The following is a 15,908-nucleotide window of genomic DNA, read 5'->3' as shown; positions in this document are numbered from 1 at the left end:
CTCCCTTCTCCAAACCGAAGTGACCACGCTTCACAGCAGCCCCGATTGCAGGACGTCGTTGGCCAGGCCCACCACCACCGGAACGATGCCCAAACAGACAAACGCTGGCAGAAAACACAGGCCCAACGGACCGGCGATCAACACCGCGGCGCGCTCGGCGGTCGCCTCGGCGGCGTGCGCGGCATCGCGGCGGCATTGTCCGGCGAGTTCAGTGACGCCGTCGGCGAGCGCGGCACCCGAACTCGCTGACCGCCGGGCCAACCGCAGCAACGCTTGGGTGTGAATGTCAAGTGAGGCGCCCGACAGATCCGGCGGCGGCGACCAGGCGGCAGCCGGATCGGCGCCCAGTGTGAGCAGATCAGCGGTCCGGCGAAGCAGGCGGGCCAAGCGCGGGGGTGCCGACGCGGCGGTCGCGGCGGCCGCGGTCGGCACTGCCATGCCGGCCGCCAAGCAGACCGCGAACACGTCCAGGCTTGACGCGACCGCAAGCGGGTCCGCTGCGCGCCCGGTTGCCCGCCGCGGGCGGACCGCGCGGCATCGCAACCCGGCCCGGACCCGCACGGCCGACGGACCGGCTGCGGCCAGCAACGCCAGCGCCAGCAACACCGCCGCGGCGCTCACGACGCCACCCGATCGGTGATTCGGTCCGACCACACCAGCCCGCCGCACACCAGCATGGTTCCGACCACCAGCAACCAACCGCCGGCATGGCCGCCCAGCAAGAAACGCAATGGTTGCGCCCCGATCAGCTGGCCCAGCAGCACGCCCAACACCGGCAGTCCCGCCAGTATTGCCGCGGTGGCGCGTGCTCCCGCCATTCGCGCTCTCACCTGTGCCGAAAACCTTTGCCGCTCAGCAATATCGCGCTGAGCCGCGCGCATTAGTGCCGACATCGCCAAGCCATGCTCAGCAGCGAGCTGCCAGCACACCGCGAGTCGATCCCAATGCGCCGGCATCGCCGAGGACCGGGCGGCGCTGCGCAGACCCGCGGCGACATCGGCACCTAGCCGCGCGCGTGCGGCGACCGTGTGGAAGCGATCGGCGACGATGCCACCGGTTTCGGCGGCAGCAACCGAGAATGCCTGCACCGGATGAGCTCCCGTGCGCAGTTCGCCGACCAGGACATCGAGCGCGGCTTCCAGCGACCGGCTCTCGTCGACACCGAGCCGGCCATGCCGGTGCCGACGGTAGCGCAGCGCGACGGTGGCGCCGACTACTGCAGTGGCGAGAGCCGTTGTCAATGGCAGCAATACGGCCGCCACCGCCGCGGCACATCCGGCGGTCCACCCCGCCCACCTTCGGCACGACTGCCGATCCGGTGGGCTGCCCGGGGCGAGTCGGGCCCGCGGAGATGAGGGCAACACCGCCACCGCGAGCGACAACGTCAACGCGGCAGCCGCTGGGCCAGTCACGTCGACATCCGGGAGTCCAGCAGGCGGCGCAAATCGTCTGCGGCGTCTGTGAGCCCGCGTCTCGCCTGCCATACCGTGACGACATCGACTCGCCCGCAGTCGCTTTGGCGTAACACGGCGATCTCGGCAAGTCGGCGACGGCCGGCCCGGTCCCGCGCGACGTGCAACAGCACTTGGACCGCTGCAGCGAGCTGACTATGCAGTGCGGCCCGGCCAAGGCCGCCCAGGGCGGCCAACGCTTCCAGTCGCGCCGGGACCTCGCCGGGGCTGTTGGCGTGGACCGTGCCCGCGCCCCCGTCGTGGCCGGTGTTCAACGCCGCCAGCAGATCCACCACCTCGGCGCCCCTGACCTCGCCGACCACGATGCGATCGGGGCGCATGCGCAAGGCCTGCCGCACGAGTTGGCGCACCGTCACTTCGCCCACGCCTTCGACGTTGGCGCAGCGCGCCACCAGCTTGACCAGATGCGGGTGCGGGGGTGCCAGCTCGGCGGCGTCTTCGACGCAGACGATCCGCTCGTCGGGCGACACCGCACCCAACATCGCTGCCAGCAGAGTCGTTTTCCCCGCGCCGGTGCCGCCCGACACCAGGAACGCCAACCGGGCAGCCAGGATGTCGGCGAGCAGCTGGGCGGCCTGCGGCGCGATCGCGCCGGCCGCGGTCAATGCCGCCAGATCCTGGGTGGCCGGGCGCAGTACCCGCAACGACAGGCACGTGCCGTCGGCAGCGATCGGCGGTAGCACCGCATGCAGCCGCACCGCGAATCGCCCGGACCCGACACCGGTCAGCTGGCCGTCCACCCAGGGCTGGGCGTCGTCGAGACGGCGCCCGGCGGCCAGCGCCAGCCGCTGCGCCAGGCGGCGCACCGCCGCCTCGTCGGCAAACCGGATTTCACTGCGTCGCAAGCTATTTCCGTCGTCAACCCAAACCGCATCGGGAGCGGTGACCAGGACGTCGGTGACACCGTCGGCGCACAGTAGCGGCTCCAGGATGCCGGCGCCGCTGAGTTCGGTCTGCAGGACCCGCAAGTTGGACAGCACCTCGGTGTCGCCGAGCACCCCGCCGGACTCCGCGCGGATTGCGGCGGCCACCACATTCGGCCGCAGCGGCCCGGACTCGGCGGCAAGCCGCTCACGCACCCGGTCGATCAGGGAACCGCTCACGCTGCCCCGCTTTCTGACTGCGCCGGTCGGCTGGGCAGCAGGGCGAGGACGCGACGGGCCGCGCCCGCCAAGGCGGATCGCCGCCCCAGCCGCAGCCCGCCGTGTTCGAGTCGCTCCGCGATTCGCGGGTCGGCTCGCATCGACGCCAACAACGGCACGGCGGCGACCATAGCGACTTCACCGGCACGCAGGCCGCCCGGCGACGGACCGCGCGCAACGAGCCCCACGTTGGGGTTGATCGTGCACAGCAGCGGTGCGATGGACGCGGCTGCCGCGCACGCCCGCACATCACACGGACTGACCAGCACAACCAGATCAGCTGACTGCACAGCGGTTTCGCACGCATCGCTCAGCCGGCGCGCAATATCACAGACCACGGTGACCCCGCCGCGGCGCCCGGCGTCGATCACAGCCTCCACCGGCCCGGGATCCAACTCGTGGCTGGTGCGGGGGGATGAGAGTGTGCTCACGCCGCGGTGCCGCGGCAGCGCCTCGCGCAGCGCCGACCAGTCGAGCCGCCCGCCCTGCACCGCGAGATCCGGCCAGCGCAGTCCAGGCGCATTTTCGCAGCCCAGCAGTAGGTCGATGCCACCACCCCAGGGGTCGAGATCGACCAGCAGCGCGTCGCCGGCGACCTGCGCTAACGCAGCCGCAAACACCGATGCGCCAGCTCCTCCACGCCCGCCGATAACCGCGACCACCCCGCCGCGCAGCCGCTGGTCGCGCACCGACTCCGCGGCATCGGCGAGCTCACCGACGAGCTGGTGCTCTTGTGCGGGCAACACCAGAACTCGTTGGGCGCCGACGGCAACTGCGGCCGCCCACGTCGACGCGTCGGGTTCGGTGCCGGACACCACGACCACGTGGGAGCGTCGCGGCAGTGCCTGCTGCCCGCACCGGGTGGACGCCGCCGCGTCGAGCACCACAGCGGCCGCCGCCGACCAGGTTTTTCGGTTCGCTGCCGCCGAGTCACTGGTGTGGACCACCCGCACCCCGACCGCGGCGGCCGCCCGGTCGAGTTCGTCGCGCAAAAGCGGGTCATCGAGCATCGCCAGCACGCCGACATCGTGGGTCGGGCCGAGTCGGCTGCGGGTGGAGGTCACGTCCCCACCGTGGCGGGCCGCTGCGCTAGACCGCCAGTGCCAGCGCAGAATTTGTGGATAGCCGCCGGTCTGTGCACAACTCAGTCACGGGCTCACCACTGGCACATGGAAAGGCGATTCCGCAACGCTCGACAGAGCACTCGAAAAGGGACGACCCCCGCCAGGGGGGGAGGAGGCGAGGGTCGTCGTGTATCAGCCCCGGGGGGTCGGGCTGATACACCTCGGCACAGGCCGAGTACTGGTTACTATACACGCGACAGTGCAGGCAAGCGCAAGTGCTGCTTGCAATAGAAAGCAGGACACCTTAGTAATTTCAGGCACGAAATCATCGCCGGGCGCGCCGGCCGCACCCGCTCTGAGCCGCTCCTTTATCCACACCCGCACATCCTGTGCGGGCATCGCCCTATGCTGAGCCGGTGACCGTCGCCAATTCGGCCGCGCCGCAGCAAACTTCGTCGTCGGCACCCGAGCAACCGGATCCGCAACCCCGCACCGCCGCGTTCTTCGACCTCGACAAGACGATCATCGCCAAGTCCAGCACGCTGGCGTTCAGTAAACCCTTCTTCGACCAGGGGCTGATCAACCGGCGCACGGTGCTCAAGTCCAGTTACGCCCAGTTCCTCTACCTGTTGTCGGGTGCCGACCATGACCAAATGAACCGGATGCGCATCCACCTGACCAACATGTGCAGCGGCTGGGATGTCGAGCAGGTCAAGTCGATCGTCAACGAGACCCTGCACGATATCGTCACCCCGCTGGTGTTCGCCGAAGCGGCCGATCTCATCGCCGGCCACAAGCTGTGCGGCCGCGACGTGGTGGTGGTATCGGCCTCCGGCGAAGAGCTGGTGGCACCGATCGCCCGTGCGGTGGGCGCCACCCACGCGATGGCGACCAAGATGGTGGTCAACGACGGCAAATACACCGGCGAGATCGCCTTCTACTGCTACGGCGAGGGCAAGGTGGAGGCGATCCGGCAGCTGGCCGCCCGGGAAGGGTATGCGCTGGAACACTGTTACGCCTACTCCGACTCGATCACCGACTTGCCGATGCTCGAGGCGGTTGGCCATCCCAGTGTGGTCAACCCGGATCGAGCGCTGCGCAAGGTCGCGAACACCCGGGGCTGGCCAGTGCTGACGTTTTCTCGGCCGGTGTCTTTGCGGGACCGCATTCCGGCGCCGTCGAGCGCCGCGGTCGCCACGACGGCCGCGGTGGGCTTCAGCGCGCTGGCCGCCGGAGCCGTCACCTACTCTCTGCTGCGCCGCTTCGCGTTCTAGCGTCAGCAAACTCCGGCGGGGGCAAGTGAGACCGTCGCCCGCATTTAAGTCTTGATGTGATAGGGGTCACGTAGTACAAAGGAGTCACGGAAGCCCGGTGAGGCCAAGGTCGATTCGGAAGAGAAGAATCGGTCTCCCGATCCGGGCGGCCCAGCACGGATACCGGCACCCACGCGGAGCTACAGCCGCGATAATGGCAGAAGTGTTGCGGGCCTGCGTAATTGCGAAGATCGGACGGTGTCGACGACCCTTTGGGTGGGGTTGCAGCCGGACACTTCGCAAGATCGCCGAGGCCAACCCACGCAACCCGAAGTTGCACGCTTGGTAACCGAGTTCCGTGCTAGCGGGCGGCGCGCCGAGACCATTCGGATCGTCGCCCGCTTCACATGTGCGTGGGGCTTGTTTCCGACCGGCTCGGCTAACCACGCGCCACGGCGTCGGCGATCGACAGCGCCTCGCGCGCACCGGCTTGCAGCGCGCGGCAGCACAACAGCACCCAGGCCCTGACGCCTTCGGCCGTGCCGCTGGCGAAGCCGCCGGCGGCGTCGCGATATTCGGCGGCACGGCGCATCCAATACACCTCGGGCACGCCCAGCCCATGGGGGTCCAGTCCGGTGGCAACTGTCACCAGCCGCGACACCGCCCTGGCCACCACACCATCGGCGCTGCCGAACGGGGCCAGCGTCAACAGCTCACCGTGCGCGACCGCTGCCACCACCGCCGCCGGGGCCTGGGTGCCGCCGCTGACCAGGTCCGCGAGCAGCTCAAGACGCGCCGCTACGTCGGCGTCCCCCGAGGCGGCCCAGCTGGTCCTCGTCGACTCGACCGGCGCCCGCGAGCATGTGCAGCCGGGCCAGCGCCTGCATCGGCGCCCGCTGCCACACCCCGACCAGGCTGGTCTGTCCACCTTCCAGCGCTTGAGCCACCCGCAGCGCGCCGGCGAATATCGGGTCACTGGCCGCGGGGTCGGCCAGGTTGAGCACGCCGCCGTCGAGCACGGCCGAGGCCCGCGCCGCCCGCAGCGCCGCCTCGGCCGCGGTCACCGGCCAGTCCCGCAGGTTGGCCCGGTGCCGGTGCGCGCGGCCCAGCGCGTCACGTACCTGTTCGCAGGCCGCGGCCACGCCGTGGAGCTCCAGCAGCGGTGCCAGCGGGTCATCGGTCACGGAAGGCCCACATTATCGGGTCGGCGCGCTGGGGATGGCGTCGAGCAGTTGGCGGGTGTAGTCATGTTGCGGCCGGGTGAACACGTCCTCGGTCGGCGCGTGCTCGACCACCCGCCCGGCGCGCATCACCAGGACCTCGTCGGCGATTTGGCGTATCACCGCCAGATCGTGGCTGATGAACAGATAGGTCAGGCCGAGTCGAGCCTGTAGGTCGGCGAGCAGGTCCAGTATCTGGGCCTGTACCACGACGTCGAGCGACGAGACGGCCTCGTCGCACACCAGCACCTCCGGGTGCAACGCCAGCGCTCGGGCGATCGCGACCCGCTGGCGCTGACCTCCGGACAGCTCGCGTGGCAACCGGCCCAGCAGCGACGACGGCAACGCCACTTGGGCGGCGAGTTCACGCACCGCTTGCGCGCGTTGCCGACGGTCGCCGATGCCGTGGATGCGCAGCGGCTCCTCGATGGCCCGAAACACCGAGTACACGGGATCTAAACTGCTGTAAGGGTTTTGAAACACAGGTTGGATTCGCCGACGAAACGCGAACGCCTGTTGGCGATCTAGCGCACCGATATCCTGGCCGTCGAAAAGCACTGTGCCTGAGCTCGGTTGCAGCAGACCGAGCACCAATCGGGCCAGCGTGGATTTGCCTGAGCCGGATTCGCCAGCGATCCCCAACGTGGTGGCGCGCCGCAGCCGAAACGACACGCCGTCGACGGCGCGCAGCTCCACCTTTCGCCACGGCGCGCCGCGCGACACCCGGTAGACCTTGGTCAACTCCGAGGCGACCACGATGTCGTCACCGGCTGCCCGCGCGCGTCTGTCCGCTGGGCGCATAGCCGGTGCGGCGGCGATGAGCTGACGCGTGTAGTCGCGCCGCGGATTGGCCAGAACATCTTGTGCATCACCAGATTCCACGACGACACCGCGCTTCATCACGACCAGATGCTCGGCGCGTTCGGCGGCGAGTGCCAGGTCATGGGTGATCAGCAATACCGCGGTCCCGCGGTCGCGGGCCAGGCGCTGCAGATGATCGAGCACCCTTCGCTGCACGGTGACGTCGAGCGCAGAGGTCGGTTCATCGGCGATCAGCAGTTGGGGTCGTCCGGCCAATCCGATCGCGATGAGCGCGCGCTGGCACATGCCGCCGGACAGCTGATGCGGGTAACGGCGGGCCTGGGTGGCCGGATCCGGCATGCCCGCCTCGGCAAGCAGGTCCACCGCTTGGCGGTCAGGGATATTGTTGGCACGCAATGCTTCTCGGATTTGGAAGCCGACCCTCCACACCGGGTTGAGGTTGGTCATCGGATCCTGCGGCACGTAACCGATCCCCCGGCCACGGATCGACCGCAACACCCGCGGATTTGCCTCGGCGAGATCTAGGCCGTCGAACAGGATGCGACCGCGGGTGATCCGCCCCCGGCTGGGAAGCAGCCCGAGTATGGCAGCTGCGGTGGTGGATTTGCCTGAGCCGGATTCGCCTACCACCGCGACGGTCTGGCCATGGTGCACCGCGAGCCACACTCCCCGAACCGCGGCATCGTCGTCGCCGAACCTGACTTCTAGATCCTCGATCGCCAGCAGCGGGCGTTCCGCGCTGGTCATCACCGTGACACCGGATTCAACGCATCGCGCAACGCGTCACCCATCATCATGAAAGCCAAGACCGTAATCGCTAATGCGCCTGCGGGATAGAACAAGATCGGAGAGCCGGCGCGCAGCCGGGTCTGGGCAATGCCGATGTCGCCGCCCCAGGACACCACCGACGGCGGCAGCCCGACGCCGAGGTAGGACAAGGTCGCTTCGGTGACGATGAAAGCCCCCAGCGCGATGGTGGCGACGGCGATCACCGGGCCGACCGCGTTGGGCAGCGCGTGCCACACCAGAATCCGAAACCTGCTCAGCCCCATCGCCTCAGCTGCCAGCACATAGTCGCTGGCCCGCACCTGGATGACCGCGCTACGCGCGATGCGGGCGATCTGCGGCCAGCCGAACAATGCCAGGATCGCGATCACGGTCCACACCGTGCGGTGATGCATGACCTGCATGAGCACGATCGCGGCGAGCAGCAACGGTATGCCAAAGAAGACGTCGGCGATGCGGGACACCACCGTGTCTATCCGGCCGCCGTAGAACCCGGCCAGCGCGCCGAGGGTCCCGCCGACGACCAACACCGCCAGCGTGGCGCCCAACCCGACGGTGATGGAGGCCCGCGCACCGTACACGGTGCGGGCGTAAATGTCGTGGCCCTGCAGGTCGGTGCCGAACCAATGGGTAGTCGACGGGTTCAGCAGGCTTTGGCCTGGGTCGGCGTAGCTCGGGTCGGCGCTGGTGAACAACGCGGGGAAGGCGGCGACCAAACCGAAGAACGCGATCAGCGCTGCAGCCACGAGAAACTTCGGTCGCCCACGCAGCCCTCGCCAGGCAGTGCGCCAAAAACCTTGGCCGACAACATGTTCAGCCATAACGAATCCGGGGGTCCAGGGCCGCGTAGGCCAGGTCGACCACCAGGTTGGTGATCAGGTACACCACGACAAGCACTGTCACGATGGACACCACGGTCGGCGCCTCCTGCCGGGTGACCGCCTGATACAGCACACCGCCGACACCGTGGATGTTGAAGATCCCCTCGGTCACAATCGCCCCGCCCATCAACGCGCCGAGGTCCGCGCCGAGAAACGTCACCACCGGAATCAGCGAGTTGCGCAGAATATGCACGGTGACCACCCGGGGCCGGGAAAGGCCTTTGGCGGTCGCGGTGCGCACATAGTCAGCGTGGGCATTGGCGGCCACCGCCGAACGGGTCAACCGCACCACATAGGCAAACGACACCGAACCCAGCACGATGCCGGGCAGCAACAGCCGGGCGAACGTCGCCTGATCGCCCACCGTCACCGGGGCGATTCCCAGCCGGACGCCGAAGACGAACTGCGCCACGAAACCCAGCACGAAGATCGGGACCGCGATGATGACCAGGCTCGCGATCAGCACCCCGGCGTCGAAGATGCCGCCCTGGCGTAACCCGGCGATCACGCCGAAGCCGATGCCCAGGAGCGCCTCCACCACCAACGCGATCGCCGCCAACCGGATTGTCACTGGAAATGCTTGAGCCAAAACGGTGCTGACCGGCAGACCGGAGTAGGCGCGGCCGAAGTCACCGCGCACAATGTCGGCCAGATAGTGCAAGTACTGCACCACGAACGGGTCGTCGAGGTGGTACTGGGCTCGCAGCTGTGCCGCCACCGCGGGGCTCAGCGGCCGGTCCCCGCCCAGCGCGGCTATCGGATCTCCCGGCAGCAGGAAAACCATCCCGTAAATCAGCAGGGTGGCGCCCAGAAAAACGGGGACCATCACCGTGATACGGCGGACGAGGTACCAGGCCATGTCAGGTCTTGCGGATGTGCTCGTAGTCGGGCAGACCATTCCAAGTCAGGGTCACGTTGCTCACCGCCGGTGAGTATCCGGCCACGCTAATGGTGTACCACAGCGGCACAACTGGCATGTCGTGCAACAGGATTCGTTGAGCTTGGTTGGCCAGCGCATAGGACTGTGGCAAGCTGGGCGCGGCCTCGGCGTTGGCCAGCGCGACGTCGAAATCCCGGTTGGAGTAGCCGACGTCGTTGGCGCCGGCCCCGGTGACGAACAGGGGTGCCAGAAACTCCAGCATCGACGGGTAGTCGCCCTGCCAGCCGGCGCGAAACGCGGTCGTGATTCTGCGACCGGTGATCTGGGTGCGAAACCCCGCGAACGTGGGTTGTGGCGCGCCCACCGCGTCGATACCCAGGGTGTTCTTGATGCTGTTGGCCACCGCGTCCACCCACTCCTGGTGACCGCCGTCCGCGTTGTAAGCGATCGCATAGCGCCCGCTCCATTGCGAGATGCTGTTGGCCCGCGACCACAGCCGGCGGGCCCGCTCCGGGTTGAAGTCCAGCGCGTCGCTGCCTTCGATGTTCGGGTCGTATCCGGGCAGTGAACTGGCCGTGAAATCACGGGCGGGCGCGCGGGATTCGACGAAGATCTGTCGACAGATCTGGTCCCGGTTGATCGCCGCCGACAGGGCCAGCCGACGCAGCCGGCCTTCTTCGCCCCCGAAGTGCGCCAGCCGCAGCGGCGTATCCAGGGTCTGGTTGACCGCCGCGGGTGCGGTGACGGTACGGCCGCCGAGGTCTTTGCGGTAAACCGGCAGCACGCTGGTCGGAATCGTGTCCAGCACATCGAGGTTGGCCGAGAGCAGGTCGGCGTAGGCGGTGTCGAGGTTGGCGTAGAAGACGAAACGCAGCCCGTTGTTCTGCGGCGCCCGGCTGCCGTGGTAAGCGGGGTTGGGCACCAGGTCGATTTTCACGTTGTGCTGCCAGGATTCGCCGTCGGCAAGCTTGTAGGGACCGTTGCCGATCGGATGCTGCCCGAACGCCGTCATGTCTCGGAACGCTACCGGCGGAAGCGGATAGAATGGCGAAAAGCCAAGCCGCAGTTTGAAATCGATAGTGGGCACTTTGAGCTGCACGGTGAATTCACGGTCGTTGAGCACCCGCAGTCCTGACATGGCCGTCGCGACAGGTTTCGGTGCCGCCAGCTCATCGAAGCCGGCGATCGGGCTGAAGAAGCTTTGCTGCAGTTGGGCATTGGTGGCCAGCGCGCCGTAGTTCCAGGCGTCGACGAACGAACGAGCCGTCACCGGTGATCCGTCGCTGAAGGTCCATCCCGGTTTGAGCACGACCCGGTAGTTGATGTTGTCGGTGGTGTCGATCGACTGTGCGACCTCCAGCGTCGGGGTGCCGTTGGCGTCATATGACATCAGGCCGGCGAAAAGCCGGTCGACGATGCGCCCGCCGTTGCTGTCGTTGGTGTTGGTCGGAATCAGCGGGTTTTGCGGCTCGCCGCCGTTGACCACCACCACGTCGGGGCTGAGCCCGCCGCCCCCGCAACCGGCGAGCACTGCGGCCAGCAGCGCGGCCACCGCCGCCATGGCGTGCATCCGACGCATTGGTAGTCAGGGGCGCGGTGTCTGCAAGGCAGACCCGTTTCCCCATCCCCCTTTCAATCCGTGCGTGCGGTTTTCCCGCACACGGCTTACCGATGATCTTCTAGACATGGTTACGCAGCCTTCGGGTAACGGATGGTGCCACGAAGTCGATACAGGCCGTGCCCGTTGAACCACGGCTCAGTCCACTGATCAGCTTGCCCAGCACGAAGGTTGCGGCCCCGCTTCTTAACCATCAAGCGGAACAACCGCCGCCACACGTACCGGTCGATCTGGGTGAACTTGTCGGCGGCGTTGCCGGTGCGAAAGTAATTTCCCCAGCCGCGCAAGATCGGAGTCAGCTCCGCGATGATGACGCGGATGTCTGTCCCGGCGCGGTTGCGGCCGGTGCGGTCGCGGACCTTCTCCCGCAGCCGCTTCATCGCCCGCTGTGACGGCCAACGGTGCAGGTAGTAGCGCACGATGCGCCGTTGTTCCCACAGCCGCCCCGACATGCGAGCTCGGAAGTGACAGCCCAGAAAATCCAGCCCCTCCCGACCCTCCCGTAGGTCGACTACCTTCGTTTTGTCCGGATGCAGCCGCAACCCCAATGACGCCAAGATTTCTCCCACCGCCGCCAAGGCGTGCTCGGCTTGTGCCGCGTTGCGACACAGCACCACACCGTCATCGGCGTAGCGCACCAACTCACCCACCCCACGGGCAGATAACTCAGTGTCGAGCACGTGCAGGTAGATGTTGGCCAGTAGCGGCGAGATCACCCCGCCCTGCGGTGTGCCTGCGACCGTCCGCTCCAACACACCTTCGACCATCACTCCTGCCTGCAGCCACAAGCGCAGCAGTTTGAGCACCCGCCGATCCGAAACCCGTTTACTGACCTGAGCCAGTAGCCGGTCGTGGTCGATTTCGCCGAAGAAATTGGCGATATCGAACTCGACCACAAACTGATAGCCCTCGATGAACCCGGTCCGCAAGCGTTCCTTAGCCATCGTCGCCGACCGCCTCGGCCGAAACCCATACGAGCACGACAAGAAATCCGCCTCGAAAATCGGTTCCAACACGATCTTGGCCGCCGCCTGGGCCACCCGGTCTCGCACCGTGGGTATCCCCAACGGCCGCTTACCGCCCTGTGGTTTGGGGATCTCCACCCGGCGCGCTGGCGCCGGACGGTAACGACCCGTGCGAAGGTCACCGCGCAACTCACGCAACATGCGGTCCACGCCGTAGTCCTCCACCGCGGCCACGGTGATGCGATCCACCCCGGCCGCGCCCTTGTTCTTGCACACGCGAAACCACGCCTCCCACAGGACGTCACCCCTGTAGATACGGTCAAACAGGGCGTGGAAACGCCGACCCTCAGACTGCTTGGCCGCAGCCCATAGCGCCCGTTGCAGTTGTCGCACTTTCACTCCCGACGGGCTCAACGGCTCGTCATCGGCTACGGCAAGCAATGGCTTGCCGGGGTTATTGGACCGGAGCGATCCGGTCATGCCCTCACACTTACCCGCTTCGCGCACGTGATCAAAGCAGGGGCCCTTCCCTCCCGACGCGTTATGCTGCACGCCGATCAGCGGTACTATGACCCCCTCGGACTCCCGCTGTGCTCCAAGGACTTTCACCATCGGCTTATACCCTTGGTCTCTTGCCCGACGCGGGCGTGCGCAGACGGGTCTCTCCAGTTCCGAACCAGACTGTGTGCACGTGCCATCTCCCCTACCCCGAGGAGACCCGACGAGCTGACCCCGGACCGGGACTCGCCGGACGTGGCCTTCACCGTGACATGAGCGGCTCGGCTCTCCTGTTGTGAATCTGACGAGGCTGCAGAGTTCGCGATGCTGCTACGGCCCGTGCACTTGCTCCCTCCAAAGAGGCTCTTGACACCCCGCTTAGCCCGTCGCCTCTCAGCGACGAACCGGGGCCTGCTACCCGGCGCTCCGGTGCTTACCGGGACGGGACTTCCACCCGCTAGCCTGATCCAGCTTTCTGGACGCACCATGGGGCCGACCCTAAGTCCTTCCGCTGCGTCGACGTCATCGCCCCGGCTACGCTCGCTCACGTGACCGAGACGCACACCCAGGCACCGTCGTCGTATCCCCCGCCCCCGGAGTTTGTCGCGCAGGCCAACGTCCACGACGACGTATACCGAGAGGCCGAGCGGGACCGGCTGGCGTTTTGGGCCAAGCAAGCCGACCGGCTGTCCTGGGCGACACCGTTCGAGCAGGTGCTGGACTGGTCGCAGGCCCCGTTCGCCAAGTGGTTCGTCGGGGGCAGGCTCAACGTCGCCTACAACTGCGTCGACCGCCACGTCGAGGCCGGTCGCGGCGACCGGGTGGCCATCCACTGGGAAGGTGAGCCGCTCGGCGAGGGCCGCACCCTGACCTACGCCGAGCTCAAGACCCAGGTCTGCAAGGCCGCCAACGCGCTGACCGGGCTCGGTCTGGTCGCCGGCGACCGGGTTGCGATCTATTTGCCGATGATCCCCGAGGCGATCGTGGCAATGCTGGCCTGCGCCCGGCTGGGGATCATGCACAGCGTCGTGTTCGCCGGCTTCACCGCCACGGCGTTGCGGGCGCGGATCGCCGACGCCCGATGCAAACTGCTGATCACCTCCGACGGCCAGTTTCGGCGCGGTAAACCGGCTCCGCTCAAGCAAGCGGCCGACGAGGCGATCGGGCAGCACGACAGCCCGGTCGAACACGTGCTGGTGGTCCGGCGCACCGGCATCGACGTGCCCTGGACCGAGGGCCGCGACCTGTGGTGGCACGACGTCGTCGCCCCCGCGGCAGCCGAGCATACGGCCGAGCCGTTCGACGCCGAGCAACCACTGTTTTTGCTGTACACCTCGGGCACCACCGGCAAGCCCAAAGGGATCATGCACACCAGCGGCGGGTATTTGACCCAGACGTCCTACACGCACTACAGCATCTTCGACATCAAGCCGGACACCGACGTGTTCTGGTGCACCGCCGATATCGGCTGGGTCACCGGGCACACCTACAGCGTCTACGGACCGCTGTCCAACGGCGCCTCCGAAGTCATCTACGAGGGCACACCCGACACCCCGAACCAGCACCGGCACTTCGAGATCATCGAAAAATACGGTGTGACAATCTATTACGCGGCACCGACACTCATCCGCACGTTCATGAAGTGGGGCCGCGAAATTCCCGCCGCCCATGACCTGTCAAGCCTGCGGCTGCTCGGATCGGTCGGTGAACCCATCAACCCGGAGGCGTGGCGCTGGTATCGCGACGTCGTCGGCGGTGGCCGCACCCCGATCGTGGACACCTGGTGGCAGACCGAGACCGGCGCCGCGATGATCTCACCGCTGCCCGCCGTGGCCACGGCAAAGCCGGGCTCGGCGATGAGGCCGCTGCCGGGCATCTCGGCCAAGATCGTCGACGACCTCGGCAACCAACTCCAGCCCGGGCCCGACGAGGGTGAGCACGTGACCGGTTATCTGGTGGTGGACCAGCCCTGGCCCGCCATGCTGCGCGGCATCTGGGGTGACCCCGACCGGTACCGCGAGACCTACTGGTCCAAGTTCGCCCAGCAGGGTTGGTATTTCGCCGGGGACAGTGCCCGCTACGACGCTGACGGCGCGATCTGGGTGGTGGGCCGTATCGACGACGTGATGAACGTGTCGGGGCATCGGATTTCCACCGCGGAGGTGGAGTCGGCGCTGGTCGGCCACGCCGGGGTGGCCGAGGCCGCAGTGGTCGGCGCCAGCGACGACACCACCGGCCAGGCGATCTGCGCGTTCGTGGTCTTGCAGGCCGACCAGCCCGAGACGGTGGGCGAGGAGATCATCGACGAGCTGCGCGCCCAGGTGGCCCGCGAGATCTCGCCGATCGCCCGGCCCCGCGAAGTCCACGTCGTGCCCGAGCTGCCGAAGACCCGCAGCGGCAAGATCATGCGCCGGCTGCTGCGCGACATCGCCGAAAACCGTGAGCTCGGCGACACCTCGACGCTGTTGGACCCCGGCGTGTTCGACGCGATCCGCGCGGCCAAGTAGCTAGGCCGCTACCGGCACGAAGCCGGGCGCCGGGCCGGGCCCTTGGCGGCAAGATCGGCCAGCACGGCGTTGATCGACACCACCACGGCCGGGGTGTGCAGCGGAATGTATTTGATGATGCAACCGGGCAGGTTCTCGCTGAACGCACCGTGGATCATCCCGACCAGCATGCCGTTGGCGGTGACCGGCCCCCCCGAATCGCCGGGCCGGCCACAGAGCTGGGCCACGATGGTGCCCGGATCTTGGCCCGGCCCGAACGTGACTCCGCAGGAATCGCCGGTGGTCCGGCCCAGCTTGCAGACCACCTGGCCGACCGCCGGATCCGGTCCGATGCCGTTGATCGGGAAGTTGTTGAAGTTCGCCACCGGCGCCACCTTCGCCGGATCGAACCGGATGACCGCGTAATCGAGGCTGTCGTTGCCGGCCACCATGGTGCCCAGCGTGCCGCGATCTTGTGCCGCTTCAGCGGCGACGACGGCGCCGGGTCCGCCGCAATGCGCGGAGGTGAACCCGATCAGCGCGCCGGTGTTGTCGGTGCCGATGGCGGTCAGGGTGCACAGCGCCTCCCCGTTGACGACGATGCCCGCGCCACCGCCGAGGGGAACCTTGTCGTCTGCAGCCTTGCCCGGACCGGCCGGGCCGACCGCCATCAGCAGGATCAAGGCCACCATCGCCGCCGTCACGCGGCGGTGCGCGGTCTGCAAGGCATCACTCCCGTCGGTGAGTCCGGGCCCGAATCCGAAACGCTGCGTCAGTCTAGCGTGACGACGGGTGGGCCACTGTCGTCTGCGGGTTCTCGT

General features: G+C 67.6%; 11 protein-coding genes and 2 pseudogenes. 2 read left to right on the top strand and 11 right to left on the bottom strand.

What is annotated here, in order from left to right; translation table 11 throughout:
- Positions 1–30 precede the first annotated feature (30 nt).
- The 4 genes from MYXE_RS01975 to ssd are packed head-to-tail and all read right to left on the bottom strand — an operon-like array spanning position 31 to position 3,624.
- The gene (locus tag MYXE_RS01975; RefSeq protein ID WP_003921633.1) at positions 31–621 is read right to left on the bottom strand and encodes a type II secretion system F family protein; all 591 of its coding nucleotides are present in this window, start codon (positions 619–621) and stop codon (positions 31–33) included.
- Complete coding sequence (locus MYXE_RS01970; RefSeq protein ID WP_085193069.1) at positions 618–1,412, bottom strand: type II secretion system F family protein; 795 nt, start codon at positions 1,410–1,412, stop codon at positions 618–620. Before MYXE_RS01970 ends, MYXE_RS01975 begins: the two co-directional genes overlap by 4 nt.
- Positions 1,409–2,575, bottom strand: coding sequence for a TadA family conjugal transfer-associated ATPase (locus tag MYXE_RS01965; RefSeq protein ID WP_085193070.1), 1,167 nt, complete (start codon positions 2,573–2,575; stop codon positions 1,409–1,411). The genes MYXE_RS01970 and MYXE_RS01965 overlap by 4 nt, the downstream gene beginning before the upstream one ends.
- Positions 2,572–3,624 (bottom strand): septum site-determining protein Ssd, encoded by a 1,053-nt coding sequence (ssd, locus tag MYXE_RS01960; RefSeq protein ID WP_085193080.1) that lies wholly within the window; start codon positions 3,622–3,624, stop codon positions 2,572–2,574. The genes MYXE_RS01965 and ssd overlap by 4 nt, the downstream gene beginning before the upstream one ends.
- 470 nt (positions 3,625–4,094) lie before the next feature.
- Here ssd and MYXE_RS01955 point away from each other — a divergent pair, with 470 nt between their 5' ends.
- Positions 4,095–4,952: an HAD-IB family hydrolase gene (locus MYXE_RS01955; protein ID WP_003921629.1), complete on the top strand. Its 858-nt coding sequence runs from the start codon at positions 4,095–4,097 to the stop codon at positions 4,950–4,952.
- Between the two features lie 418 nt (positions 4,953–5,370).
- Here MYXE_RS01955 and MYXE_RS01950 read toward each other — a convergent pair.
- The 6 genes and pseudogenes from MYXE_RS01950 to ltrA all read right to left on the bottom strand — a co-directional run bounded on the left by MYXE_RS01950 (position 5,371) and on the right by ltrA (position 12,583).
- A pseudogene (locus MYXE_RS01950) lies at positions 5,371–6,115 on the bottom strand (oxidoreductase).
- A gap of 12 nt (positions 6,116–6,127) precedes the next feature.
- Positions 6,128–7,720, bottom strand: a complete 1,593-nt coding sequence (locus MYXE_RS01945) for a dipeptide ABC transporter ATP-binding protein (protein WP_003921627.1) — start codon at positions 7,718–7,720, stop codon at positions 6,128–6,130.
- A complete protein-coding gene (locus MYXE_RS01940; protein ID WP_085193072.1) occupies positions 7,720–8,580 on the bottom strand; it encodes an ABC transporter permease in 861 nt (286 codons plus the stop codon). The genes MYXE_RS01945 and MYXE_RS01940 overlap by 1 nt, the downstream gene beginning before the upstream one ends.
- Positions 8,573–9,499, bottom strand: coding sequence for an ABC transporter permease (locus tag MYXE_RS01935; protein ID WP_003921625.1), 927 nt, complete (start codon positions 9,497–9,499; stop codon positions 8,573–8,575). The genes MYXE_RS01940 and MYXE_RS01935 overlap by 8 nt, the downstream gene beginning before the upstream one ends.
- Before the next feature lies 1 nt (position 9,500).
- A complete protein-coding gene (locus MYXE_RS01930) occupies positions 9,501–11,099 on the bottom strand; it encodes a peptide ABC transporter substrate-binding protein (RefSeq protein ID WP_039890601.1) in 1,599 nt (532 codons plus the stop codon).
- Between the two features lie 110 nt (positions 11,100–11,209).
- Complete coding sequence (ltrA, locus tag MYXE_RS01925; RefSeq protein ID WP_085196455.1) at positions 11,210–12,583, bottom strand: group II intron reverse transcriptase/maturase; 1,374 nt, start codon at positions 12,581–12,583, stop codon at positions 11,210–11,212.
- Positions 12,584–13,149: 566 nt separating this feature from the next.
- Between ltrA and acs the strand changes: the two genes are divergently transcribed.
- Complete coding sequence (acs, locus tag MYXE_RS01920) at positions 13,150–15,108, top strand: acetate--CoA ligase (protein ID WP_085194937.1); 1,959 nt, start codon at positions 13,150–13,152, stop codon at positions 15,106–15,108.
- On the opposite strand, the pseudogene MYXE_RS01915 reads toward acs, so the two are convergent.
- Positions 15,109–15,812, bottom strand: a pseudogene (locus tag MYXE_RS01915) (S1 family peptidase).
- Positions 15,813–15,908: the final 96 nt, after the last annotated feature.

This window comes from Mycobacterium xenopi (genome assembly GCF_009936235.1).
Taxonomy (GTDB): Bacteria; Actinomycetota; Actinomycetes; order Mycobacteriales; family Mycobacteriaceae; genus Mycobacterium; species Mycobacterium xenopi.
The sequence above is the reverse complement of the archived record's forward strand: the minus strand, read 5'-3'. Positions and strand labels throughout refer to the sequence as shown.

Excerpts from the sequence above, each read along its gene's own strand:
- MYXE_RS01945 (WP_003921627.1), bottom strand. The coding sequence starts at position 7,720 with ATGACCAGCGCGGAACGCCCGCTGCTGGCGATCGAGGATCTAGAAGTC.
- MYXE_RS01935 (WP_003921625.1), bottom strand. The coding sequence starts at position 9,499 with ATGGCCTGGTACCTCGTCCGCCGTATCACGGTGATGGTCCCCGTTTTT.
- ssd (WP_085193080.1), bottom strand. The coding sequence starts at position 3,624 with ATGCTCGATGACCCGCTTTTGCGCGACGAACTCGACCGGGCGGCCGCC.
- MYXE_RS01930 (WP_039890601.1), bottom strand. The coding sequence starts at position 11,099 with ATGCGTCGGATGCACGCCATGGCGGCGGTGGCCGCGCTGCTGGCCGCA.
- MYXE_RS01940 (WP_085193072.1), bottom strand. The coding sequence starts at position 8,580 with ATGGCTGAACATGTTGTCGGCCAAGGTTTTTGGCGCACTGCCTGGCGA.
- ltrA (WP_085196455.1), bottom strand. The coding sequence starts at position 12,583 with ATGACCGGATCGCTCCGGTCCAATAACCCCGGCAAGCCATTGCTTGCC.